The sequence below is a fragment of the Geobacillus sp. CX412 genome (genome assembly GCF_027942335.1).
Classification (GTDB): Bacteria; Bacillota; Bacilli; order Bacillales; family Anoxybacillaceae; genus Parageobacillus_B; species Parageobacillus_B toebii.
The window spans coordinates 2,882,893-2,906,601 of the sequence record NZ_CP103461.1; the positions used below are offsets into that span (position 1 = coordinate 2,882,893).

The 23,709-nt window shown below is 37.6% G+C and carries 29 protein-coding genes and 3 pseudogenes; 2 read left to right on the forward strand and 30 right to left on the reverse strand.

The window, feature by feature from the left end:
* Positions 1 to 17: 17 nt before the first annotated feature.
* From NXM86_RS15010 to NXM86_RS15120, 23 genes and pseudogenes are all read right to left on the reverse strand, one after another.
* The gene (locus NXM86_RS15010) at positions 18 to 1,412 is read right to left on the reverse strand and encodes an acetaldehyde dehydrogenase (acetylating) (RefSeq protein WP_498958235.1); all 1,395 of its coding nucleotides are present in this window, start codon (positions 1,410 to 1,412) and stop codon (positions 18 to 20) included.
* A gap of 541 nt (positions 1,413 to 1,953) precedes the next feature.
* Positions 1,954 to 2,904 (reverse strand): LLM class oxidoreductase, encoded by a 951-nt coding sequence (locus NXM86_RS15015; protein WP_498959047.1) that lies wholly within the window; start codon positions 2,902 to 2,904, stop codon positions 1,954 to 1,956.
* A gap of 341 nt (positions 2,905 to 3,245) precedes the next feature.
* Positions 3,246 to 3,548 carry an ArsR/SmtB family transcription factor gene (locus NXM86_RS15020; RefSeq protein ID WP_012749276.1) on the reverse strand — a complete coding sequence of 101 codons (303 nt, stop codon included), beginning with the start codon at positions 3,546 to 3,548 and terminating at the stop codon, positions 3,246 to 3,248.
* A 791-nt stretch (positions 3,549 to 4,339) separates the two neighbouring features.
* The gene (locus tag NXM86_RS15025; RefSeq protein WP_498958236.1) at positions 4,340 to 4,795 is read right to left on the reverse strand and encodes a zinc-binding dehydrogenase; all 456 of its coding nucleotides are present in this window, start codon (positions 4,793 to 4,795) and stop codon (positions 4,340 to 4,342) included.
* Between the two features lie 9 nt (positions 4,796 to 4,804).
* Positions 4,805 to 5,292 (reverse strand): annotated as a pseudogene (locus tag NXM86_RS15030) (alcohol dehydrogenase catalytic domain-containing protein).
* 322 nt (positions 5,293 to 5,614) lie between these two features.
* A complete protein-coding gene (locus tag NXM86_RS15035; protein WP_012749274.1) occupies positions 5,615 to 5,905 on the reverse strand; it encodes a hypothetical protein in 291 nt (96 codons plus the stop codon).
* 113 nt (positions 5,906 to 6,018) lie between these two features.
* Complete coding sequence (locus NXM86_RS15040; RefSeq protein ID WP_062678946.1) at positions 6,019 to 6,801, reverse strand: sulfite exporter TauE/SafE family protein; 783 nt, start codon at positions 6,799 to 6,801, stop codon at positions 6,019 to 6,021.
* A 62-nt stretch (positions 6,802 to 6,863) separates the two neighbouring features.
* Positions 6,864 to 7,091 carry a sulfurtransferase TusA family protein gene (locus tag NXM86_RS15045; protein WP_012749272.1) on the reverse strand — a complete coding sequence of 76 codons (228 nt, stop codon included), beginning with the start codon at positions 7,089 to 7,091 and terminating at the stop codon, positions 6,864 to 6,866.
* A gap of 19 nt (positions 7,092 to 7,110) precedes the next feature.
* A complete protein-coding gene (locus tag NXM86_RS15050) occupies positions 7,111 to 8,247 on the reverse strand; it encodes an MBL fold metallo-hydrolase (RefSeq protein ID WP_498958237.1) in 1,137 nt (378 codons plus the stop codon).
* A gap of 47 nt (positions 8,248 to 8,294) precedes the next feature.
* Positions 8,295 to 8,864 carry a sulfurtransferase TusA family protein gene (locus NXM86_RS15055; protein WP_498958238.1) on the reverse strand — a complete coding sequence of 190 codons (570 nt, stop codon included), beginning with the start codon at positions 8,862 to 8,864 and terminating at the stop codon, positions 8,295 to 8,297.
* A gap of 27 nt (positions 8,865 to 8,891) precedes the next feature.
* Entirely contained in the window at positions 8,892 to 9,188 is a 297-nt protein-coding gene (locus NXM86_RS15060) for a rhodanese-like domain-containing protein (protein WP_003252666.1), read from the reverse strand.
* A gap of 18 nt (positions 9,189 to 9,206) precedes the next feature.
* On the reverse strand, positions 9,207 to 9,572 hold the full coding sequence (locus tag NXM86_RS15065; protein ID WP_062754003.1) for a rhodanese-like domain-containing protein: 366 nt from the start codon (positions 9,570 to 9,572) through the stop codon (positions 9,207 to 9,209).
* A 12-nt stretch (positions 9,573 to 9,584) separates the two neighbouring features.
* Positions 9,585 to 10,067, reverse strand: a complete 483-nt coding sequence (locus NXM86_RS15070) for a DsrE/DsrF/DrsH-like family protein (protein ID WP_081189035.1) — start codon at positions 10,065 to 10,067, stop codon at positions 9,585 to 9,587.
* A 55-nt stretch (positions 10,068 to 10,122) separates the two neighbouring features.
* Positions 10,123 to 10,350, reverse strand: coding sequence for a sulfurtransferase TusA family protein (locus NXM86_RS15075; protein ID WP_003252677.1), 228 nt, complete (start codon positions 10,348 to 10,350; stop codon positions 10,123 to 10,125).
* A gap of 91 nt (positions 10,351 to 10,441) precedes the next feature.
* The gene (locus tag NXM86_RS15080; protein WP_012749266.1) at positions 10,442 to 10,702 is read right to left on the reverse strand and encodes a metal-sensitive transcriptional regulator; all 261 of its coding nucleotides are present in this window, start codon (positions 10,700 to 10,702) and stop codon (positions 10,442 to 10,444) included.
* Positions 10,669 to 11,058, reverse strand: a complete 390-nt coding sequence (locus NXM86_RS15085) for a sulfurtransferase (protein WP_216368308.1) — start codon at positions 11,056 to 11,058, stop codon at positions 10,669 to 10,671. Before NXM86_RS15085 ends, NXM86_RS15080 begins: the two co-directional genes overlap by 34 nt.
* A 146-nt stretch (positions 11,059 to 11,204) precedes the next feature.
* Entirely contained in the window at positions 11,205 to 11,771 is a 567-nt protein-coding gene (locus NXM86_RS15090; protein WP_498958239.1) for a class I SAM-dependent methyltransferase, read from the reverse strand.
* A gap of 25 nt (positions 11,772 to 11,796) precedes the next feature.
* On the reverse strand, positions 11,797 to 11,952 hold the full coding sequence (locus NXM86_RS15095; RefSeq protein ID WP_498958240.1) for a hypothetical protein: 156 nt from the start codon (positions 11,950 to 11,952) through the stop codon (positions 11,797 to 11,799).
* 133 nt (positions 11,953 to 12,085) lie between these two features.
* Positions 12,086 to 12,319, reverse strand: coding sequence for a glutaredoxin family protein (locus NXM86_RS15100; RefSeq protein ID WP_062678940.1), 234 nt, complete (start codon positions 12,317 to 12,319; stop codon positions 12,086 to 12,088).
* 13 nt (positions 12,320 to 12,332) lie between these two features.
* Entirely contained in the window at positions 12,333 to 12,722 is a 390-nt protein-coding gene (locus NXM86_RS15105; protein WP_062754009.1) for a DsrE/DsrF/DrsH-like family protein, read from the reverse strand.
* Positions 12,723 to 12,878: 156 nt separating this feature from the next.
* Positions 12,879 to 12,977, reverse strand: coding sequence for a cytochrome bd oxidase small subunit CydS family protein (cydS, locus tag NXM86_RS15110; protein WP_375216885.1), 99 nt, complete (start codon positions 12,975 to 12,977; stop codon positions 12,879 to 12,881).
* 174 nt (positions 12,978 to 13,151) lie between these two features.
* Positions 13,152 to 13,790, reverse strand: a pseudogene (locus tag NXM86_RS15115) (SpoVR family protein); the annotation flags it as partial.
* Positions 13,791 to 13,832: 42 nt separating this feature from the next.
* Entirely contained in the window at positions 13,833 to 14,822 is a 990-nt protein-coding gene (locus NXM86_RS15120) for a ComEC/Rec2 family competence protein (RefSeq protein ID WP_498958241.1), read from the reverse strand.
* A gap of 508 nt (positions 14,823 to 15,330) precedes the next feature.
* On the opposite strand from NXM86_RS15120, the gene NXM86_RS15125 reads away from it, so the two are divergent.
* A complete protein-coding gene (locus NXM86_RS15125; RefSeq protein ID WP_089097118.1) occupies positions 15,331 to 16,500 on the forward strand; it encodes an IS256 family transposase in 1,170 nt (389 codons plus the stop codon).
* 135 nt (positions 16,501 to 16,635) lie between these two features.
* On the opposite strand, the gene NXM86_RS15130 is transcribed toward NXM86_RS15125, so the two are convergent.
* From NXM86_RS15130 to NXM86_RS15155, 6 genes and pseudogenes are all read right to left on the reverse strand, one after another.
* Positions 16,636 to 16,965, reverse strand: coding sequence for a hypothetical protein (locus tag NXM86_RS15130; RefSeq protein ID WP_498958242.1), 330 nt, complete (start codon positions 16,963 to 16,965; stop codon positions 16,636 to 16,638).
* 191 nt (positions 16,966 to 17,156) lie between these two features.
* The gene (locus NXM86_RS15135; RefSeq protein ID WP_498958243.1) at positions 17,157 to 19,010 is read right to left on the reverse strand and encodes an AIPR family protein; all 1,854 of its coding nucleotides are present in this window, start codon (positions 19,008 to 19,010) and stop codon (positions 17,157 to 17,159) included.
* Between the two features lie 612 nt (positions 19,011 to 19,622).
* A complete protein-coding gene (locus NXM86_RS15140) occupies positions 19,623 to 21,143 on the reverse strand; it encodes a recombinase family protein (protein ID WP_498958244.1) in 1,521 nt (506 codons plus the stop codon).
* Positions 21,130 to 22,254, reverse strand: a complete 1,125-nt coding sequence (locus NXM86_RS15145; protein ID WP_498959048.1) for a recombinase family protein — start codon at positions 22,252 to 22,254, stop codon at positions 21,130 to 21,132. The genes NXM86_RS15140 and NXM86_RS15145 overlap by 14 nt, the downstream gene beginning before the upstream one ends.
* A pseudogene (locus NXM86_RS15150) lies at positions 22,240 to 22,577 on the reverse strand (recombinase family protein); the annotation flags it as partial. The gene NXM86_RS15145 and the pseudogene NXM86_RS15150, both read right to left, overlap by 15 nt.
* A gap of 59 nt (positions 22,578 to 22,636) precedes the next feature.
* Positions 22,637 to 22,801: a hypothetical protein gene (locus tag NXM86_RS15155; RefSeq protein WP_162924024.1), complete on the reverse strand. Its 165-nt coding sequence runs from the start codon at positions 22,799 to 22,801 to the stop codon at positions 22,637 to 22,639.
* A 164-nt stretch (positions 22,802 to 22,965) separates the two neighbouring features.
* On the opposite strand from NXM86_RS15155, the gene NXM86_RS15160 reads away from it, so the two are divergent.
* On the forward strand, positions 22,966 to 23,313 hold the full coding sequence (locus NXM86_RS15160; protein ID WP_066232903.1) for a helix-turn-helix domain-containing protein: 348 nt from the start codon (positions 22,966 to 22,968) through the stop codon (positions 23,311 to 23,313).
* A gap of 87 nt (positions 23,314 to 23,400) precedes the next feature.
* Here the strand turns inward: NXM86_RS15160 and NXM86_RS15165 are convergent, their stop codons facing one another.
* Entirely contained in the window at positions 23,401 to 23,643 is a 243-nt protein-coding gene (locus NXM86_RS15165) for a hypothetical protein (RefSeq protein WP_013877402.1), read from the reverse strand.
* Positions 23,644 to 23,709: the final 66 nt, after the last annotated feature.

Genomic DNA, 23,709 nt, shown 5'->3' on the forward strand with positions numbered 1-23,709 from the left:
TATACTTTCCTGATTTATTATTTCGTTAATGCAGCTTCTTTTTGTGCCTCATCTTTTTTTGGCATCTCGCGAACTCCAAATGCAACACGTTTAATGTTGAACAAATGAGTTACTGTAACGTTGTCAGATGTAACGTTGTTGCCGATTGCACCGCATCCAAGTGTCAAGGATGGCATTAAATTCACTGTAGCACCAATTCCACCAAATGTTGTACCAGAATTTACAATAATACGAGATGCTGGTTTATCGATTGTGTACGCTTCGATCACTTTTTCGTCTTCAGCGTGAATTCCAACTGTGTGACCGAGTCCGCCCACTTCAAGCAGTTTTAGTGCAAGCTCGCTTGCTTCTTCCATACCTTTTACAGTATAGAATGCTAGAATTGGAGACAACTTTTCGATTGAGAATGGATATTCTTTACCCACTCCTGTTTCTTCCGCTACAAGCACTTTCACGTCAGCAGGAACTTCAATACCAGCCATTTCCGCAATTACTTGAGGCGTTTTTCCAACGATCTTCGCATTTAACGAACCGTTTACCATGATGATAGAAGCTACTTTTTGTTTTTCCACTTCATTCAAGAAGTAAGCGCCTTGTTGTTTTAATTCAGCAACAACTTTTTCTTTAATAGATTCATCAACTAAAAGAGCTTGTTCAGAAGCACAAATTGTTCCATTGTCAAAAGTTTTACTTTGGATGATTAGTTCAACAGCTTTTGCGATATTTGCACTTTCATGGATATAGACTGGTACGTTACCAGGTCCTACGCCATATGCAGGCTTTCCAGAGCTGTAAGCTGCTTTCACCAAGCCAGGACCGCCAGTTGCTAAAATGACATCGGTTAATTTATGCTTCATTAACTCGTTTGTTGCAGCCATTGTTGGTTGTGTGATGCAAGAAATCAAGCCTTTTGGAGCTCCAGCGCGCTCTGCCGCTTCTTGCATGATTCTTGCATCCTCTACTGTACATTTTGCAGCTGCTGGGTGTGGGCTGAAAATAATAGCATTTCCTGCTTTAACTGCGATCAATGATTTAAAAATAACTGTTGAAGTTGGGTTTGTGGATGGGACGATTCCTGCAACGATTCCTACAGGTTGAGCAACTTCCCATACGCGATTTTCTTCATCGCGACGAATAACCCCGACAGTTTTCACATCTTTGATAGAGTTGTAAACGTCATTCGCTGCGAAAAGGTTTTTCGTCGTTTTATCTGCAACATTACCAAAACCAGTTTCTTCTACTGCCATAGCCGCTAAGCGTGCCGCTTCTTCTCTTGCCGCATTTGCCATGCTTTCAACAATTTTATCAATCTCTTCTTGTGTCATTTTTGCAAGAATTTTTTGCGCTGCTTGAGCTTCTTCAAGGTAATTTCTTACTTCTTGGATGGATTGCAAATCAATATCACGTAACACTTTTAATCCCTCTCCTTTAATGATTTTTATTTTTTATAATTTCCTATAACCGGTAGAATAATTTTGTCATGTCAATATTGCTCGTGTGAGCAGCAACGTTATCTTTTGCTTCCGCCATCACCTCCTCTAAGTGGCAATCACTTGGCGTTCAATAGCACCCGCCTTTCATGGCAAGAATGAGGCAATATCGACCACACAAAACTGGCAACGGTTACATAAAGCGGTTACATAAAAACCCAATATTCGACAGACAGGTTATTACGCTGCTTAGAGTATAGTTGATATTCTACGTCGTTTTTGTCCTGTACAATCTCAATTTCTTCTTTCTTCATAATCGAACTATCATCTCTTTTGAGACATACAACTCCTGTCCTGAATGTTTTCCATCATCCCCGTGGCATTTTTGAGTTGCTATAAAACTTTAAGAGGATTCATTTCTCTCAAACCAAGACTAGTAGACTAACAAGTAGAACCCGCGATTCCGATCTCAAGGTGGATTAGAACGGAATCGCGCGAGTCCTTAATATTTCATTTCCCTGAATTACTCCTCAGTTAATGCTGGAAAGTGTGGAACAACTTCTTCTCCTAATTCTTCAATCACTTCTTCAACAGGACGATGGCCATATTTTAAGTTGATAATTACGTGATTGACACCAATATTTTTAAGACTTTCCAAGAATTCAATGAGTATATTGCGTCCGACTCGGAACCCTAAATGAATAGGGATTGGCGGATGATTTGGGTCCTCCGTCAAATCTACATATAAAGATTGAGTGAACGGTTTAAACTGATCGGTATGAGAGCGCCAATTTTTAATCAATTCCGCTTGGAATCTCAAGTTTCGCGGATAATACATCCAACCATCGCCGTTTTCAGCAATCCATTCCACGGACTGAGAACTGTGGCCAGTTACCAGCACCGGAATGTCCGACAAGCGCGGTTTCGGCAAAAGATCCCCGCTCGACATATGAACTCGCGTTGATTCGATTACCGGAAAGTTCTCCTTCCACGCTTTTTTCATTACGAATACAGCTTCTTGAAACAAAGCGCTGCGCTGTTCAGGCTCGACTGAGAAAGCTGGAAATTCGATAGGGCGATCCCCTGTCGCCACCCCTAGAATCAAACGTTCGCCAGATAGTTTGTCAACCGAAGCGGCTGCTTTGGCAACATGCAAAGGGTGGCGCAAGGTGAGAATAATACTTGCGGTTCCCAAAGCAATCTTTTCGGTATGGGCGGCTAGATATCCTAAATAAACCCAAGGATCATAAATTTGACCTACATCTCCAAAATAAGGGTCATGTAATGGAACATCTCTAACAAACAATGCAGCAAAATTGAGCTCTTCTGCCCTTTTTGCCAGTTTCATTTGTTTTTCAATGTCCATCTTTGGAATGCTGCCCTCGTATGATTCAATTGGAAAGAACAACCCGAGAGTAAGATGGTTTTCTTTAAACATGCGTGAATATCCTTTGTGCTTTTCAAAACGATTCATCATCGTTCCTCCACATTTACATTTCTTTCAGCCATCCCGTTTCTTTCGATGTCTTAATACTACCCCTAGTATTCCAAAGACAAAAACAGCCCGACAGTCAGATAATGCGCAAATCTATATTTACCAAACCGATTCATATTTATTCCGTCTATTTTTATCTGTTTTTATAAATATAAATATCTAGAATTATCGATATAAATCATAAAAATAAAAGAGATTTAGAACTAATTCTATATTTATAGATATCTAGAACTATGAATATAATAATATAAAAATAAAAAGGATTCAAGCCCAAAATAATAATTGATGCTCACAATCTAAACGTGAGCGAAGAATTGGGGCTATAAATCCCTAGATAACAATTCGATTATTTTTTTGATGTTCTCCTCATCTCTTTTATAATAAGTCCATTGCCCAACTCGTTTTGCTTTTATCAATCCGGCGTTTTGCAACATGGACAGGTAAAGGGACACTGTAGATTGTGACAATCCAACTTTTTTATGGATGTCGCTTACGCAAACTCCATCTTCGTGTATATCCCCATGCTGCGGTTTTGGAAAGTGAATTTCAGGATTTTTTAACCACTGTACGATTTGCAGCCTTGTTTCATTGGACAAGGCTTTAAACACTTCTAGAAGTTCCATTGCTACCTCCAAGTTTGTCAAATTATTATAATATTTTATTATATCACAACTGCATTTGAGCACTTGAGTAAATGAAGTAAATAAAAGTGACATGAACCGGCTTCTAGAATAAAGATATACAAGCAAACGATCCAAATAAGAAGGTTAATGTCTCTTGCATGGATAGATTAGCACATCCAAAAGAAATCTACAATCCCCTATCGCTTAACTCGGATGTTGAAAGCGCATTAAAGATAAACCCCTCCAAAAAAATCGTTGATATTATCATTTTTCTATGCGATATAAAAAAACTCCTTTTTTACCCTTAATTTTTTTGTAAGTGTTAATGTTATTTTTTGAAATCCTCCATTATTATCGATCTTCTGGGGTATTACAACATTATGCAGGTTAACGGTAAAAATTCATATAAAATCATCAGAATAATTTTGAATTTAAAAATTGGTGAGAATATACAACAAACCCAGCTTGCCGCTGGGTTTGTTGTACGCTATTACTTCCTTGCTTTCTCAGGATAATATTGGTTTACAAACTTTTCTAAAGTGCTTTAAGTTAGTGCGGGATTTTTCTCTTTCAACTGTTTGTTTGACGCCTGCATCTCACGAATTCCATTTTTGAATGATTTTTTGTGCTGATTTAGCTTCTTCAAGGTAATTTCTTACTTCTTGAATAGATTGCAAATCAATATCACGTTTGATTACCATCTTTCTGTCTGATATTGGTTTGATCCTACATATGCCTTCTATAACTGAATGATTTTGGATACAGGCTCTAATGATTAAGAATTGATTTTTTTAGTCGTTGGAAATAATGACTTTTAATGCTTTTTCTTTTGCTGCGTTGCCAAATACCTCATAAGCTTTCATAATGTCAGAAAAAGCAAAGCGATGTGTAATTAATTGTTCCGGTTTTAATTTTTTCGACTGCACCGTTTTTAATAACATCGGGGTAGAAGTCGTATTGACAAGACCGGTTGTCAACGTAATGTTCCGTATCCACAACTTCTCAATATGAAACTCCACGCTTTTTCCATGAACACCTATATTGGCTATATAGCCGCCTGGTTTTACAATTTCTTGGCAAATATCAAATGTTACTGGAATTCCGACGGCTTCCATCGCGACGTCTACACCTTTTCCGCCGGTTAATTCCATAATTTTTTCCACTGCCTTACCATCAGCGCTATTAACCACTTGAGTTGCACCAAATTTTTTCGCAACTTCTAAACGGTTATCGTCTAAATCAACCATAATGATCTCTTAAAACTGAGCCGTTAATAGCGCTGCCATACCTACGGGACCAGCTCCGATAATGGCAACGGTTTGTCCAGGCTGAACCTTTCCGTTTAACACCCCAATTTCAAACCCTGTCGGAAGAATGTCACTAAGCATGACGAGTGCCTCTTCATCCACGCCTTCCGGAATCGGATAAAGACTGTTGTCTGCGTGTGGAATTCTTACATACTCTGCTTGGGTTCCATCAATTAAGTGTCCTAAGATCCAGCCTCCATCTTCGCAATGAGCATACAACCCTTTTTTGCAATTTTCGCATTTCCACACGAGGTAATACAAGAAATCAGCACTCTATCGCCTTTTTTGAAATTTTTTACTGCTGAACCAACTTCTTCAATAATCCCTACGCCTTCATGCCCTAAAATTCGACCTTCTTCTACCGTAGGAACATCCCCTGAAAGAATATGCAAGTCTGTTCCACAAATCGTTTGTTTTTGTGATCTTAACAATTGCATCGGTTTCCTTTTCAATTTTCGATTTTGGCTTTTCCATTACTTCTTTTTTTCCTGGTCCCAGATAGGTAAGGGCTTTTATTTTTGGTACCTCCCTAAATAGTTTCACTTTTTCCAATTTTTATTTTATAGAAAAATAAGTTGATATTTCAATGAACCATCAATAAAATATTGTATCGAAATTTTGTCAATATTGTATCAAGATTTTGCCGGAGATTTTTTCTGTCCAGGCTTTCCTTCTTTTTATATCTCCTCTCCAGGCGAACGGAAACAAGCTTTCTTCCATAAACATTACTCATGCATAGGCAAGGGAATCCTTGCCTATTCACACTGGGTCATTATCTACGTTGCTGTAAGATTCAATCGCTTGATCAAGCGCCCGATACGCTTCGGCAAAAGCGTTCGTTGCCGACTCATCGCCCGCATTGGCAAGCTGTGCTTGCGCGTTTTTCGCGTGGGTGATAGCGCGAATGACATCTTCCATCATTTGTTGTTTGTCGCCTGCCGTCGCCTTTAACTGCTCGAGTTCGCGGAGACATTGTTCCAAATCGTAAGCGCCCGGATTGTCAAACGATTGTTCCAGCTTTTCTTTGACACGCTGCAATACTTCTTTCATTAACGCCCACACCCTCCTTGATATTTTCACCAGCTAGTGTGGGCGATTTAAAGCAAACTATACATGGAAATGAAATGATTGAAATAAAATGCGGTTCATATTTATACTTGAAATTATAAAATATCAACCCAAATTTTTACGGCTGTCGCTAAAATTAAAAACGCTAAAATAACTTGCAATATTTTTGTATTCATTTTTTGGCCCATTTTTGCTCCTAAAGGAGAGGCGATTAAGCTGGCAATAACCATGATGATGGAAGGAAGCAGTTCCACTTGCCCTGTTGTGATTTTTCCAAACGTCGAACCAATGGAGGAAATAAACGTAATCGCCAGCGAAGAGGCAATCGTCATTCGTGTTGGGATTTTTAACACAACAAGCATAGTAGGCACTAGCAAAAACGCACCGGCTGCGCCAACGATTCCTGAACCAATCCCAATGACAAGCGCTAATGCAGCGGCAAGCCATTTGTTAAAGGTCACTTGATCGCTTGGAATATCGTCAATGCCTTTTTTCGGAACAAACATCATAACAGCAGCCAACGCGGCAAGAATACCGTACACGACATTAATTGTTCCTTCACTCATCACTTTTGAACCGAATCCGCCAAGGAAACTGCCGATCAAAATGCTAATCCCCATATAAAGAATTAATGTTTTATTTAAATAACCGCTTTTTCGATACGCCCAAACGCCGCCAATCGTCGCAAAAAACACTTGCACCGCGCTAATTCCCGACACTTCATGGGCGCTGAACGAAGCAAGCCCAAATAACGGCGGAAGATAAAGCAGCATCGGGTATTTAATAATGGACCCTCCAATACCAACCATGCCAGAAATAAATGAACCGATAAAGCCAATGAGAAAAATCACGATGATGAAATTCAATGTCAATTCCATCAATACATTACCCCTTTTGACTTTTCGAAAACTAGGGGGTACTTTTACGTACCCCCGAATGATTATTTTCTTTTAACCCAAAATTTCCATACACCATTTTCTTCTTTATAATCGACTAGCTCATGACCGCTTACGTTTATCCAAGCGGTTAGATCATTTTTTGCTCCTTGATCCATTGTTTCGATTTCAAGTATTTGACCGGGTGGCAATTCATCGATAGCCTTTTTTGCCTTCACAACGATCATGGCACAAGATAATCCTTTTGTATCGACGACCTTATTCCCATTCATTTTTTCAACTCCCTTCAAATTAACGGGTATGATGCAGCGCGCAACGGTTTGGACCGATTTCGAGTTCTTGCTGCTGTTCCTTGTCGACCGCTTTCAGCCCGCGGTTAATCGCTACGATGTCTTCAAAGTTTGGCGGTGTCTCTGTGTTTGCGTTTTGCACGACAATATCGATAAATTCTTGTTTTTTCTTATGCTGCATCATGTCGTTGCGGGCACGAATGTTGCCTAATGTATCGCCGATATATCCCGCTTTGCTCATTTCTTCATCCAAATTAGCGTAATGGGCAGGCAGAACGATTACATCATCCGCAATCGCGGCTACTTTTTCGTATACCGTGTCGTATAAATCCGCTGCCCATTCCGCTGCTTTTCCGCCTAAATCCGGGCGTCCGAGTCCGCCGACAAAAATCGTATCTCCAGAGAAAAGCAATTGATTATTCACGAAGAAGGAAACACTTCCCGGCGTATGCCCTGGCGTTTTCACCGCTAATACTTCTAATTGCACTTGTTCAAAATCAATGCGGTCATGTTTTTCCAGCGGTTCGAAATCAAACACCGCTCCTTCGCTTTTCATCAAGTAATATGTCGCTCCTGTACGTTCTGCTAACGCTTTTCCGCCGGAAATATGATCTGCATGTAAGTGGGAATCGACGATATGCGTAATCGCTACCCCTTCTTCTTGTGCGACTTGTTCATATACATCAATAAACCGCGATGGGTCAACGACAAGCGCTTCGTTTCCGGAAATCACCATATAAGAGAGACATCCTTTTCCGACACGAATGAATTGATATACTTTCATCTTGTCATCTTCATATACTTTTGCTTTATGAAGATGTTCGCTCCACGCTTTCATGCCGCCAACGAGCGTGTAAATGTTGTCAAATCCGGCTTCTACTAATTGTTCTGCCACAAATGCCGCTGAACCGCCTTTGGCACAAACGACGACAACATCTTTGTCTTTTGGAAGGCGGCCGATAACCGAATCTACACCATCAATCAACTCAAAGTATGGAACATTAATATATTCAAAGTTTCTCCCTTCAATTTTCCAATCATGAAAATCGCTTTCGTTACGTACGTCAAAAATAACGAGATGTTCTTTATTTAATACTTTTTCTGTTAATGTTTGCACCGTCATTTCTTTTACCGCCATTTTTATACCCCCTATAGTATATTTTTGTTTTTTAAAAAACCGCTCAATCAGGATTGAGTTGTATCGAGCGGTCCTTCCCATTTTGACATGCCTGGGACGACATTCCATACATTAGTAAATCCTTTTTCTGTTAATTTTTGTGCCGCTAAATCGCTGCGCGTTCCAGTACGGCAAACAACATAAATCGTTTTATTCTTCGGCAACTCATGGATGCGGTCTTCTAATTCTCCAAGCGGAATCGAAATAGCGCCTGGTATATGTCCGAACGCATACTCCGCCGGCTCGCGGACATCTATAATGACCACAGAATCATCATTTATTTTTTCCGCCAGCTGTTCATTGGAAATTACATGAGAATATGTTGCTTCGCTTTTTGTCTCATGGTCACTTGCTTTACGAATATAATGTTTTAACACGTTTCCTTCCTCAATCGTTCCTAAGTATTGATGGCCGGTACTTTCCGCCCATGCTTTGATATCGGCTTTCGAACCTTTATCGGTTGCCTGTACTTCAAGCACTTGTCCCGGTTGCAAGTCATTGATCGCTTTTTTTGTTTTTACAATTGGCATTGGACAAGATAATCCCTTTGCATCGACTGTCATATCTACACGAATCATGCTGCATTCCTCCTTTTGCCGTTTTATTTATTCAACAGGTCCTTCCCATTCCAACATGCCGCCAGTCATATTGATCACATGATATCCATGACTTTCTAACAGCTGTGCTGCGCGTCCGCTTCTTCCACCCGAACGGCAAACAAGGATATATTCTTTATTTTTATCTAGCTCATTCATGCGAAATTCGAGCAATCCTAACGGAATATTAATCGCACCAGGAATTTTCCCAGCCGCTACTTCATCCACTTCACGAACATCGATAATGTTCAGTTGTTTTCCTTCTTGAAGAAGTTTTTCAACTTCTTTTGCCGTTAATTGTTTCATCAACGATCCCCTCCTTTTTTATGACCAAGCGTTCATCCCGCCTTTTACGTTCGTTACGTATTGGAATCCAAGTTTCTTCAATAGTCTGCTGGCTTTTGTACTTCGCATTCCGCTTTGGCAAATCACAATCACTTCTTTTTCCTTGGATAATTCGTTGGCACGTTTTGGCAGTTCATGAAGGGGAATATTTTTAAATCCGCGAATATGATTCGCGCGGAACTCCGCGGGAGTACGTACATCCACATACTGCACATCTTTTTTTCCTAATTCTTTCTTTAGCTCTGCTGTTGTAATCATCCGTACTCCACGCGGTGGAATGACGCGGATTGCAATAAACCAAACAAACAATAGGAATAAAACGATATTCATTACTGTTTGTGTCATTCGTAATCACCTTTAAATGAATAAGTTTATGTTCCCTTCTGACGCATCCGCCAAATACGTTGCCACTCCAGCAAACTCAATGCCATCGATCAATTCTTCTGGTTTCAACCCTAATAAATCAACAGTCATTTGACACGCGACTAACTTAACCCCTTGCTCTTTTGCCATTTCAATTAATTGTGGCAGCGGCATCGCGTTATGCTTTTTTATAACGTGTTTGATTAATTTTGGTCCGATGCCGCCAAAGTTCATGCGGGAAAGCCCCATGCGATCCGCTCCGCGCGGCATCATTTTGGCAAACATTTTTTCCAAAAACCCTTTTTTCACCGGAATATGCGCATCTTTTCGCAATGCGTTTAATCCCCAAAACGTATGGAAAATCGTGACGTCATGGTCATAAGCGGCGGCACCATTCGCGATGATGTACGCCGCCATCGCTTTATCGTAGTCGCCGCTAAATAAAATAATCGTTGTTTTTTTCTTTTGTTGCGACATTAAGTTCCTCCTTTCGTATACATATACTCATATACGTATATAAAATGCTAAAAAATTACCCTTTTTGAATCCAAAACGTCAATACGCCATTTTCCTCTTTCATATCAATAACCGTATGGCCGCTTGCTTTTGCCCATGCCGGCAAGTCGTTTTTTGATCCTTTATCCGTTGTTTGCACTTCGAGCACTTGCCCTGATGTTAATTCATCCATCGCTTTTTTCGCTCTTACAACCGGCATTGGACAAGCTAATCCTTTCGCATCTAATACTTTATTTACATTCATGATGGATAACCTCCTTATTATTTTACCATTACCCCTATAGGTATATTAATATGTGTAAAAGAGTGTGTCAACCCTTTTTTCAAGAGTTGACTTATCTGCTTTTTACTAATAGCTCTACCGCTTCTTTGACTAAATGTTCCGTTTTTTCTCCTTTTTCCATGCTTTCGCGCAGACAATTTTCTAAATTGGTACTTACAATGACCGCAATGGCGCGATCAATCGCATTGCGTGCCGCCGATAATTGCGCGACAACGCTTTTGCAGTCTTTTCCTTGTTCCATCATGCTAAGAACGCCTTTCACTTGTCCCTCAATCCGTCTTAAGCGGTTTTTGATTTCTTTATTGTATTCCATTTTTCATTTCCCCTTTCTCGACAAGGACAATGGATGATTGAATAGCTTTGTACGTCAAAACCGCGGCGTCGTAAAAAACGTACGCCTAAATTTTTTTCGATTTCATCGTTTGCAATAATATGAAGCGATTTACTGGGAATATTAGAAAAATGCCGTTTTAAATAAGCATACGGAATATGAAGAGAATTAGCAATAGGCGGTTCTGTTGTTTCGTTATAATCACGAATATCTAACACAACCATATCCTTGATTCGTTTATCGGCTATATCTATGCATGGAACACCGCTTACCGGATAATAACGGCGATACAATGCTATGAATAATAAACTGAAAATAATCAGGCTGATGATATACAATATAGCGATCACCTCGCTCCATCATTGTTGTCTGTGTTTATTATATACCCTTATAGGTATATTGGCAACTGTTTTATTTTAACAATATGTGGATGAATGATGTATCGTTCATCATCCCAACATGTATTGGGATAACCGCTGTTGCCTCAATACGTTAGCAATATACCGTATACGGTTGGATGAAAGGAGAAAAATTCCACATTCTGGTGTTTTGTTTTCATATATTCTAGCAATTGCTGAGAAGGAATTCTCTCATGAAGCGGCGGCCCCATTTCGCTTTCTACCGCTTCCCATTCAATGATCAGAAATTTTCCGTTTGGTTTCATCACCCGTTCGATCTCAGCAAGCACTGCGTCATGATCATCTACTTCATGAAACACGAACGACATGAGCCCCTTATCCGCCAATCGTGAAGGCAAAGACGTATTCGATACATCCTCAAGTATATATTCAATATTGTCCACTTGTTCTTTTTCTGCGTGTGTCTTTAAAAATTCCAACATTTCTTGTTGTACATCGACAGCATATACTTTTTCTTTCGTCTTTTTCGCCATTGGCACGGTAAAATACCCATTGCCAGCTCCCAAATCAACGATGACATCTTGCGTTCCGATTTGCAGTATCTCTATTGCCCTTTCTGGATCAATGATTTCTTTTCGCTTCGGATCTAATAATTTTTCCGCCTTTTCTGGATGAAAACGATGCCCTGCCATTCATAAATCCTCCTGTATTCTTTTTTTAATGATTATTATAATCAAAAAGCTTCGGAATCCATAATCCGAAGCTTTTTCTTGCTGATGCATTTTTAGCAAATTGCACAACGGTTTGGATCGATTTCCATTCCCGTTCTTTATCTGCTTGAAATTTTCCCATATCCGTTTGACATACTTCCAATCGTATATGTTTCTTTCCTTCCATTTTTCAATCATCGAATATCTCTTTGTTGCATACATCAAGAACGAACCATTTCTTAACGTTAATCATTGTTGGAACAAGTTCTTTTCCAGCAATGACATCCCATATCTTGCTAACGTTGCAGTAATTGCATGATGGCGTCCGGATCAAATCCGATTACCCATTGACCATCGATTTCGATTTGCGGGACTCCGACTTGCCCTGTTGTTTCAACAAGTTTCCGAGCCGCGACAGGATCCCGTTGCACGTTGACTTCTTCAAACGGAACGCCTTGTTCACGTAAAAAGTTTTTTACCATTACACAATACGGACATGTCGTTGTCGTATATACCGTAACTCGTTTCATTTTCGTCCCTCCACTAGAACGTCAACGTAATGTCGGCGTCTTTTGCAAAGTTTAGAAATGTTGCAGCGCCAGCGACTTCAATTCCATCGACAAATTGATCTTTGTCAAGGCCCATGACATCCATCGTCATTTGGCACGCAACTAGTTTCACACCTAATTCTTGCGCCATTTTTACAAGCTCTTCGATCGATGGAACATTTGCTTTTTGAAATCCTTCTTGGAAATGCTCTTTTCCTTCTGGAAGCGGTAAGTTTTTATGTGCTTCTTTATGAATGAGATTCAACCCTTCAAACGTGAAAAAAATGCCTACTTCCGCCTCAGATGCTGCTGCCGCTGTGGCAATATTAAATACTTTGTATGCGTCAAATAAACCACCGTTAGCTGCGATAATCGCTACTTTCATCACAAATTCCTCCTTTTTCTCGATCATAGTTTTTACGAAATAAAATATTTTTATTTATTTACATATACATGTATGGGTATTTAATCTAATTCTTATAGTAATCGATTTTTCCATCAATGTCAACGAACAAATATAAAAAATGTCGAGCAGGAAGTCCTACTCGACTTGTTCGTCCTTCAATCCTGCCCAAAACGCAGCAACTACAGACAATTCCACAACAAGAATTGGCGCATACATAATAAGAAATGTTTGCATGTTATGCTCTCCCTATAATTGTCCTTTTACATATTTTTTGTTGAATAAAAACAATCGCATTAACAAATACAGCGATGGAATTAATAACAAGAACCCGGCAATTACTTCATGCATAGAAACAAATAACGTTCAAACACATAAAAATGAGCTGCCTCCATGAGCAGCTCCTTTTCATTATATATATTTTCGATGCACTGTTTTTCCATCATACGTAAATAATACAGGCTTCTCTTCAACGACCGTTTCCATATGAACAGCGCGGCCCCATAACTGATAAATGTACGGAAGAACTTTTTCTAAATATTTAATGTCTAATTCAATTCCTTCATACCAATGTTTTAAATATAATTCACCATTGCGCATGTAATCGCCATCATTTACTGTAATGTATGGAAATCCGCCATTGACACGCATACTGACGAGTTGATCGCGAATGTGCTCCCAATTTTTATCAACAACTTTATACTCTTTCCCTTGTTTTTGAAATAAATACATATCCTCGCGCATCACTAACTCTTTCGTTAAATAATTTCGTAAAAACGAAATATCGGATTCGAGTTCACGTACTTCAAAAATTTTTTGGCGTCCCGATCCTGGCTTCACCCCAAGTTTTTTCATTTCCTCCGTTGGGTTGTTCCAACGTTCTTCAATATCTTCAAAAATTTTCAACCCCAAATAATATGGATTAATCCCTGTGCGAGATGGCTGCACGACATTGGCGTTTAATTTCGCAAATTCAATCGCCTCTTCGCTCGTTAAATCCATTTCCCGTAAAATCCGTTGATGCCAATACGTCGCCCAGCCTTCGTTCAGCTAAGGTGCTTAAAGAATTTTCAAATCTTTGATGATTAACAATTAAATTTTAATACCATAACTATCCAAAGGATACAAATCATTTTCTGGTTCAGAATTATATTGAGAATATACAGACAACTCACCTGAATCTGATATTTGTACGACAATATTTCCTCTAAATCTAGTAGATAAAACTTTTTTCTTTGTGTGTTTTCTATATTTGTTATGTGCATCCTGTTCAGGCTTTTTTCCAATAGAACAAATAGTCCATGTAGGACTCATAATACTAACTGCATTTTCACTATACCCTGACTCTCGTCCGTGATGAGGTGCTTTCAAAACACTTACATTTTCCAATAGTTCTTTATGATTTTCGGCTAAATCGTCCCATACTTCTTTTTCTGCATCCCCACCTAAAACAATTTTATGCCCCTTATATTCAATAAGCAAAACATAAGAAAGTAAGTTCCAATTTTCTTGTTCATTCGCTTTACTAACTAAATCCTCTGTTGGTGATAAAATCTTAATACCATCATCAGTAAAAAAATTTCCTTCTGCTCCCTGATATAACCTTAATGTTTTTGGATTTTCTTCTTTAGTTCTCCATTCTTGATAGGTTTCCCAGTCCCTGTAATCATATTTACCTGTTACACTATTTTTATCTACTTCTTTACAATTATCCGTATCCCAGAAATTAACTACATCTATACCTTCATTTTTTATTCTATATAAACCCGTCATATGGTCCATATCTGGATGAGTAAGAATGAATCGAAAAATTGATGAACTAGTTATGCTGTTTTTTATATATTCTACTGGGTCAATTGGTTTGGCGAAATTAACCTTATTTTCCTCCAAATATTTTGTAGCCTCTGATAATTCTAGTGTTTTAATGTACTCCGAAAAAAATCTCCCCTCAGATAACTCATTAATTGATTCTTTATCTAACACCTTCGAATTATTAATATCGATTACTGTGACGCGACCACTTGGGAATTCAATAACTGTACAATCACCATGCCCAACATTAAGAAAATGAATCGTTAACAATTCTCGACGCCCCTTTTTCGGAATTATTTATTAATCTTTTGTTCTCTATACCAAGCTAGAAATGAAGTAAAGGGTATTTCTTCAGAATATAATGTATTTTGATAATACCCTGTCCTAAACAAATAAAACGATCCCACAAAAATAATTAATAGTATTGTAGAATTCCTATCAAATTGATGAAAAACAATCCAACACCATACAATTTTTAGTATTAGAAAAATTGAACAAAAAATAGTAACCAAAATTAGAGATCTCATCATATTTGCTACTGATAAAAGTACATCTCTTTTTCCCATTCGATCATGTACAGGACCATATGCTAATTCAAATAATTTTGGATCATCTTTTGCAATTGTAAATCCATAAAATTCATTTAAACTTTCTAAAATAGCTTGACCAATTTGATGATGTATAAAATTTTGTGTAAAGCATTTTGCTAGACCAAAAGAAAAAAGGTAGGGTATTCTCTGATTGGACCAAAAATCTTAGAGAAAGGAGTACCCTACCTATGTCTAAAAGAAGTATACCGAATGTCGACTGGGCAAATCAACTGGAAAGTGTCATTCGTCAGTTTGTGAAGGAAAAATTAGAGCTGATTATGCGGGAAGAAATCAAACATTTCCTCGAAATCGAACAGGCGGACACATCCAATATGAGAAACGGCTACTATCAACGAAATCTAGATACGCAATATGGCCGGATTGAGGGTCTTTTGGTGCCAAGAGACCGAAACGGGGAATTTCAAACACAGTTGTTTGCCCCTTATCAACGCCACACGGGCTGGCTGGAGGAAGCCATCATTAGGATGTATCAAAGTGGCATGAGTACACGGGAAATTGGCAAGTTTATCGAACGAATTCTAGGAAATGCTTATTCTCCAGCGACGATCAGCCGTATTACCGATGTCGTGAAAGAAGACATCGAGAAATGGCACCATCGTCCACTATCCAAACGTTATTCTGTCTTATATTTGGACGGCTTGTACGTGAAACTTCGCCGGGATACGGTAGAGAAAGAAGTTATTTATGTGGTGTTAGGAGTGAATGAAGAAGGGTATCGAGAAATTCTGGATTTCTTCGTGGGAGGACAAGAAAGCGCCTATGGATGGCGGGAGATTCTCCAACAGCTCTACAAAAGAGGCGTCAAGGAAGTGCTTCTGGGCGTATTCGATGGACTACCGGGGCTGGAGGAAGCCTTTAAGGCGGTTTATCCGAAAGCCGATGTGCAGCGTTGTGTCGGTCACAAAGTCCGCAACACGCTCAGCCGTGTTCGGAAAAAAGACCAATTCGAAGTGGCCGAGGATCTCAAGCTGATTTATCGCGCGCCGAATAAGGAGATGGCGTTACAAATGTTTCAACAGTTTGAGTCGAAATGGTCTGGTAAATACCCGAGAGAAGTTCAATCTTGGGCCAATGAGTTGGATGTCCTCCTAACATTTATGGATTATCCAAGCAGTATTCGAAGTGTGATTTATACAACGAATGCCATCGAACGAACGATTAAGGAGATTCGGAAACGTCTAAAGCCGATGAACAGTTTGAGCAGTTTAGAAGCTGCGGAAAAAGTCGTGTATTTGACCATTCAAGATTTTAATGAGAAATGGGCAGGGCGAAAGTTGCGAGGATTTGCCGAAGCGCATGAAGCCCTCGAGCGAATGTTTGAAGAACGTTATTGTTAACCAAATACTGTAAATAAACAAAATAGAGGGATTCTCCCTTTCCACACAGGAGACTGAATATTCAGTCTCCTGTGTGGAGAAAATCAGTCCCCTATCAATTCAAATCCATTTCAGAGAAACCCTACCCCATTTACATTACACAAAATTCTTGACGGTACCACCAATTTTTTTGGGAAATTTCACTTTTAACTTTCTTCCTTGTAAACAAATATATTTTTCTTCATCTATTTCTTGTGTTTTTTTGTTTATAAAAACAGGAATATTCCATCGTTCAATTTTTCGTGCCATTAGTTGAATAATATGCCCGACAAGATAACAGAAAACAAACAAAAATGCATTTTTTTCAAAGTCATTTTGAATTTTGCTAAATAAATCTAATGATAATTCATATTTAATAAAGAAAATAAGAATTACTGCTGGAAATATAACGGCAATAAAATCGTAAATTTGAAGTGGTATACGCAATTAATCTCCCCCTTAGTAAAAATAAATTATCCAAAATTTACACTTTCAATTATATAATAAAAACCACAATTTTACCAATTATTAGAATATTATTTTTAAACAAGTTCTTCAACATAAAAATACAAGCGGAATACAGTAAAACCCGCTTGTCTATCTTCATAAATTTGGTTTTATGTCTATGGAAACTCCGACTACTCTTCAACATCGGAAGCTTTGTTAACCAAAGCTTGTATTTCATCTAAAATATTATCAAATTCAAGATCATCAATCACTTGAGCAATTTTCCGCTTAAGAACCATCCAATTCTTATCTTTATGAATTTTATTTTGCAAAAATCCTCTGAGATTATCCCCTACCTCTTCTTCAATTTTGCTGTCTAAAAAGAAGTGTTTCAAAATTCCATGGGTCTTATTAAGCAATTTTTCATTTAACGACTGATTGACAATTATATTTTTGTAAATTTCAATATCAATTTCTTCAGGAGACTCATATTCTTTTCCAGAAACTTTTTGAACTAAAGTCATTATGAATAGAAAATATGTTGCTACAAAAAGAAATGCCGCATTTTTTCTGAAATCACTTGCTCCAGTTTTGTAATTTAACTCCTCTTTAGCATATTTCAGAATTAGGTAAGGGAAAAGAAAGTATTCGGGTGCTAAATTTTTTGTATCTTCGTTAATTATTTTATCCCATTTACTTCCTAAAGGTGTTAACTCATTTGCTCTCCCGTATGCCACTGAAGGCATTTGTTTTATTCCTGCCGTAAAAGCTTGTATTACTTCTTTAGCTGGAAGTACATATTTTTTAGAACTTCTTACTGATTTCAATAAATAATTGTAATCATCGTAGCCATTAAAAGATTTTTGAACCTGAGAAGGTTCCGTAATAAAAGATCCTCTTTGAATTTCATAGTAATAACCGTATTGTTTTAATGTTGATTTTAAATTACGTTGGAATGTATCAAGCGCATAAAAATCTAATCCCCTGACAGCATTTTGGCTATTTGTATATCGAGTGATGTTATCTCTTAGTTCCTTTTTTTCGTTTTCTTCAGCACTCTTTTTTGTCCTAATTATTTTAACTAAAAGATGCCCATCTTGTTTTATTTCATTTAATTCTTTAGTTGTCTTTGTTTTAAAATAATCTGCTAAAGTCTTAGCAGTTTGGCAACCGTTTACAATTTGTGGTGCTTTTAGATGCACTACACCCTTTTGTTGACTATAATCTTCGCAAACTATTGTTACTCCATTATTATAAAACCAGAATCGTTCAGGTTCTTCTTTCAGGGTAGTTTTTATTCCCTTATTTATTTTAGTACCCTTTAAGTAATTTCTAATATTAGAATGAAACAACAGATTACCACCGTCATTTACAAAATTAGCAAAATCTCTGAGTTTTACAACCGCTACAATGGTATTAGATTCTTCAAAATTTTTCCCAATAAAAAGTTTAATTACTTTATCTCTAAATTCCTTTGGTAGCATTCCTTTTTTTATTTCTATTTCTTCTTGAATTTTCTCCAAGTCAAAAAAATGAAATTTTAAATTATTAAATGACTCATCGATGTTCTTTTTAGCAGAATTAATTTGCATAACTTCCCAATCGTTAAAAATGTTATTTGTAACGTAATAGCAATTAATTGTTTCCTTGTTTTGATGACTTTCCCTTAAATTTCTGCACATTTCTTGAACAATATCTCTATCTGTTACTGGAATTTCAGTAGTCACTCTTTGACAATCTGCAATAAATCTCATCACCGCATCGATATTGTGTGCATTGTTATATTTAGTTTGCAATACACATATTTCCCCATTATATTCAAATATTGCATCAATACCATTATCAAATTTTCCTGATATCTCAGTTGCATCCAAAACCTCGTCTTCTCTAAGTTCAAATATATTATAAAGCACCCATTCGCAAAAGCTATTACCAATTCCAACAGAATTTCTAAGTTCATTTTGCTCATTGACATACTCTTCAATTGAATTTTGAATTTGCTTAAACAACTCTCGATCTTGTTTTGATTTTTTTTTGGTAACCATTAACTCTCCCCCCTACCACAAATTATTTTACCAAATGATCAAAATTTTTACATGACAAATTATGAATATTTATTATATTCCATATATTAAATCCTTGGTTATCACTGAATATCTCTTTGCCAAACTGCAAATCCTTGGACCTGCCTTGTTACTACTCCAAAACCGAACCCTTAACTACTTATGAATCAAGGTAAATTTATGATCATAACATTATTGATGTAACTTTAGTCACTAAAAAACAAGGAAGTTTTCTCTTCCTCGTTTAAAGCTGTAATCTTTGACATGGATCGATAAGATGAGATGCAACAGTGATACTTTAACCAACCTAATTACCGAGTTTACAAATCTCCTCTATCCAAATAACCGAGAACTGTTAAAAAAGGACTTCCTTGTCCATAATAAAATTAGGACAAACCCCAGCTTGTCCCTTGAAATCAAAGGTTTTTCTTGAATTTCAGTCATATCAATATCGGTAATTTGGGGTTAATCGCGATCGGGTCTTACCCTTAATTACCGAGAAAAATTTCTTTACCTACCAATATATGCACCTAATCACCGAGATATGTTATTACATAAATACAAAAATCTCCTGCAAGCGAGGAGATTTTTGTATCACTTATCCTCTAAATTGAAGCGTAGTTTACATTGCAAATGTCCTTCTTTATTCACCATGATTTCTTCAAATAAATACAGAAACAATGCTCGCATATCTTCATTGCAGCTAGAGACAGGCGCCTGAAATTGTTTTAAATGATCTTTAATTAAATTTTCATTTTTTTGAACCTCTTCTAAGAATTTTATTTTTGCCTCTTTTTCCTCCATCCAACGTTCCATTTGATGAACTTTGTTTAGGATTCGATCTTTTGTAATGATCAATATTTTGATGTGGGGTTCCTTTTCTTCCTTCCTTTTAAAGGCTTTTTCAATTTCAATATCGCAAAGCTGGAGTTTTCGTTTTTCTGTTTGCCATGACACTTTTAAATCCTCAATACTTTTCTTGAGGTTGCTAATTTCTGTTTCCACTTTTTCCTGAACAGCCGAGATCAGTTTCTCCGTATCTATACCCTGATAACTTTTGAATACTTTTAATACCGTTTGATGTGCATCATCTACATCGACTTTATAATTGCATGATTTGCACAAATACACTTTTTTTCCATATACTTTTCCCTGGTTGCTCGTCGTTCGCTGATCTTTTCCAATTAACCCCCCATTACAATTTTGGCACTTTAACAAACCTGTTAACAGAAAAGATGTTTTAAAGTGTTTCGGTGGAATTTTTCTCTCGTTCTTTGTTTTGTATAGATTCCAGCAATATTCCCATTCTTCAATCGTTAAAACCGCCGGAATAAGTGGACTTTTTTTCATTATCCACTCACTTCTGTCTTTTAACGCATTGTGTTTCTTTTCGTGCTTTCTTCTGATCGCGATATAACCTGCATAAAAGGGATTCGTAATGATGTTTTTTACACGGTCCTTAGTCCATGCTTTTCCACGATAACTGTTTTCAGGAAGCTGTCTGGCAATAGATGAAAAACCATGATGATTTTTATATAACTCAAACACTTTTTTCACCAATTCTATTTCAGCTTCCACTATATCAAACTTTTCAGTTCCTCCTTCCTTTTTGGAAGTATACTGATACCCAAACGGAGCCCTGCCACCTGTCCATCGTCCATTTTTCGCCAACGTTTCAATTGCATTTTTTGTATTGATCCGGATTTTATCCAGCTCATATTTGGCTATTCCATCTTTAATCGCTCTAAAAATAGTGTCGCCAAAATCATATAAACTTTCTGTTTCACTTTCGATGATTGGGATATCTAATATATGCATCGTTGCGCGTATCAGATCATGTTCTTCAGGTATGCGTGCAATACGGGAATGTGAGTAGATAATAACGAAGTCAAATTTCTTTTCATAAGCTGCAGCAATCAATCGCTTATATCCTTCACGATCTTTTTTTCGTGAAGACACTCCCTCGTCCAGAATTTCCTCCACAATTGTACACTGATATTTTTCGGCTAAATCATAGGCGCTACGACGCTGTGTTTCCATTGTCTGCTTATGCGTGGAATGCCGACCATAAAAAACCCCCTTCATGCCGGGTGTCAAAATCTTAGATAAGTCCAATTTCTTCCCTTCCCTCCAATCCTGTAAATAATGGATGACGGAAAATAATTTCAATTTTCTCTTTACTGACCCGAACACGAGAGATAATGTCCTGCAGCAATTCTATTTTTTGATCATCTGCCATGTCTGGATCAATCATTTTCAACGATGACTCCTGTTTCCAATCATGTATCGTCTTAAACTTTTCGTTTATTTCGAAAATCCTGGATTCTAATTCGGATTTAACAAACAAACTTTGTTCATATTTCTTTAACATCTGTAACATCGACTTGTTTAATTGAAGTTCTTCTTCCTTTGCCAGAGCATGCTCCACTGTCTGTACCATGCTTTCCTCTAACTGTTTCAGTTCGCGGTCAATTTGCTCAATGGCTTCGATATATCCCTTTGTCTCTCCCTTGTATATTTTCTCAATAACCTCCGCAAATTGCGTATGAATAATTTGGTTAAAGAACTCATTCGCATGTTCAATAACTGTGTTTTCTAACCAATCTTTTGATGCTCGCACTTTGGAATGTTTTTTACATTTATACACTAAAAACGTTTTACCCTTCAATTGATGTGGTTTGCCATGCATTACTTGATTACATTCATCACAATAAACAAGATCTTTTAATAAAAATACATGGTTTTCATTTTGATTTTCTTTTGATTTTTTGCGTCTCTTTACAACCTTACTCATTTTCTTTTGAACGTTTTCCCATACTGTTTCATCGACAATCTTAAGATGCGGCACATCTTTTTCAATTTCTTCTCCCTTTATGTGAGATATTCTTTTTCCTTTGTAAATAGGGTTTGTAAGAACGTTTTGCATATTAGAATAGTTCCATTCCTTATTATCTTTAAAGCGCAGTCCCAATTCGTTTACTATCTTTACAAATTTTGTGAGGGAGCTAAAATCTTTTTGCAAAAATAAATCATAAACGTTTTTGATTGTCTTTACTTCCTCTTCAACTAAAATCCAATCAGACTCCTCCTCATCCTCTTCAAGATACTCTCGGGGTGATCGATACCCAAATGGAATACGTCCCCCAGCATGTTTTCCTTCTCTTGCTACAGTTACTTTAGAATCTTGCAATTTTTGAACCAATTTTTCAGCATCTTCCTGATTCATGGCGGCGACAATCCGTTCAATTAATTCAGCCTCCGCCGTATACATCATAGGAAATTCAAAGCTCGCTGCGAAAATGACATTTACCTTATGCTGCCTTAGTAAATCATATAAACTCATATACTGTTGTACATTTCGTGCCAAGCGGCAACGGCTGTACACAATTAAATTTTTTACCCGCCCCTTTTTTATTTCTTCGATTAGCTGCGCCATACCCTTTCTCTCTTCCATTTTCTTTTTCTGGCGGACGTTTCTCGATCCATAAACTCATCATCGATCAATAAACGGTTTTTTGCTGCTACCTCATGCACATGCTGCATTTGCATTTCAATGGATAGCTTCTGCTTTTCTTTGCTAATCGAGTTGCGGTAATAAGCAACCGTTTTCAATCATCCAACACCTCCAACTCCCTTTTCGTTTCTTGTCTGTTCTGTATTTGCTTCAAAATAATATCTGTGTACAAGTCAAACCACTTTTCCGCTGCCTCTGGATCATGAACATATTGAATAGAAACGACTTGGCAAGTTACTTTTGGGATTTTTCCTTTCATTCCTATCTCTCCTCAAAAAATTTATGATGTTTTCCTAAAACTTAAGCTTACAAACAGGATTTTTTTGGATGAATGTTGAAATACAATAAAGCCTTTGTTTCTAACCAAACTTGTATTTCTTTGAAAATACATGCGTCTAGCCATTTTTACGGAGGAATTCGAATATGTTGCAACATATAGGAGAACGAATTCGTGTGCTAAGAAAACAAAAAGGAATCAGTTTAAATGCTTTCGCTGAACGTTTAAATGTTTCTCCTGCTTATCTCAGCAACCTAGAAACCGGTAAAACAGACACCATTCAGCTTTCACTTCTCGAAAAACTTCAAGAAGAACTCTCACTCCTTCCTGTTGAAACAACACATTCCAGTGATAGCGAATTCGATATTCGGATCCAACATGTCATGCGACAACTAAAGGAATTGGAACAAAAGCACCCAGAAATTGCTGATTACCTCCTTTCCACACTGGAGCGAGGAGTTCATTTGTTTTTGAATGAAAACTCCACTCGCTAATTTTATGATGAACAAATTTTGGTAATTTTATTCATAATAATAAACATCTGTTCATAATAATGAATAAAATTAACAAAAAAGGAGAGCCTAACCATCGACCGGTTGGCTCTCTTTTTGTTGGAAGGCAATTTGAATCTGTTTGGCTTGTTCCTGACCGATTTCTTTATGCAATAGGTGATGAATTGCACTTCCCTTAAACTTCTGTTCCCATGCAACCATTTTTTCTTGGATCATTTGAGCAACGGGGTGGCTATGAAGATCGTGGATGTCGTCAAATGAAAATTTTCCTAAACTGCTATTTACGGAGAAGCGAACTTTCACATCTTCCATCGGTATTCCCCCTTTGCTCATACATATGCAGAAAGTGAGGTGGGACAACCCTGCAAATCGGTCAAA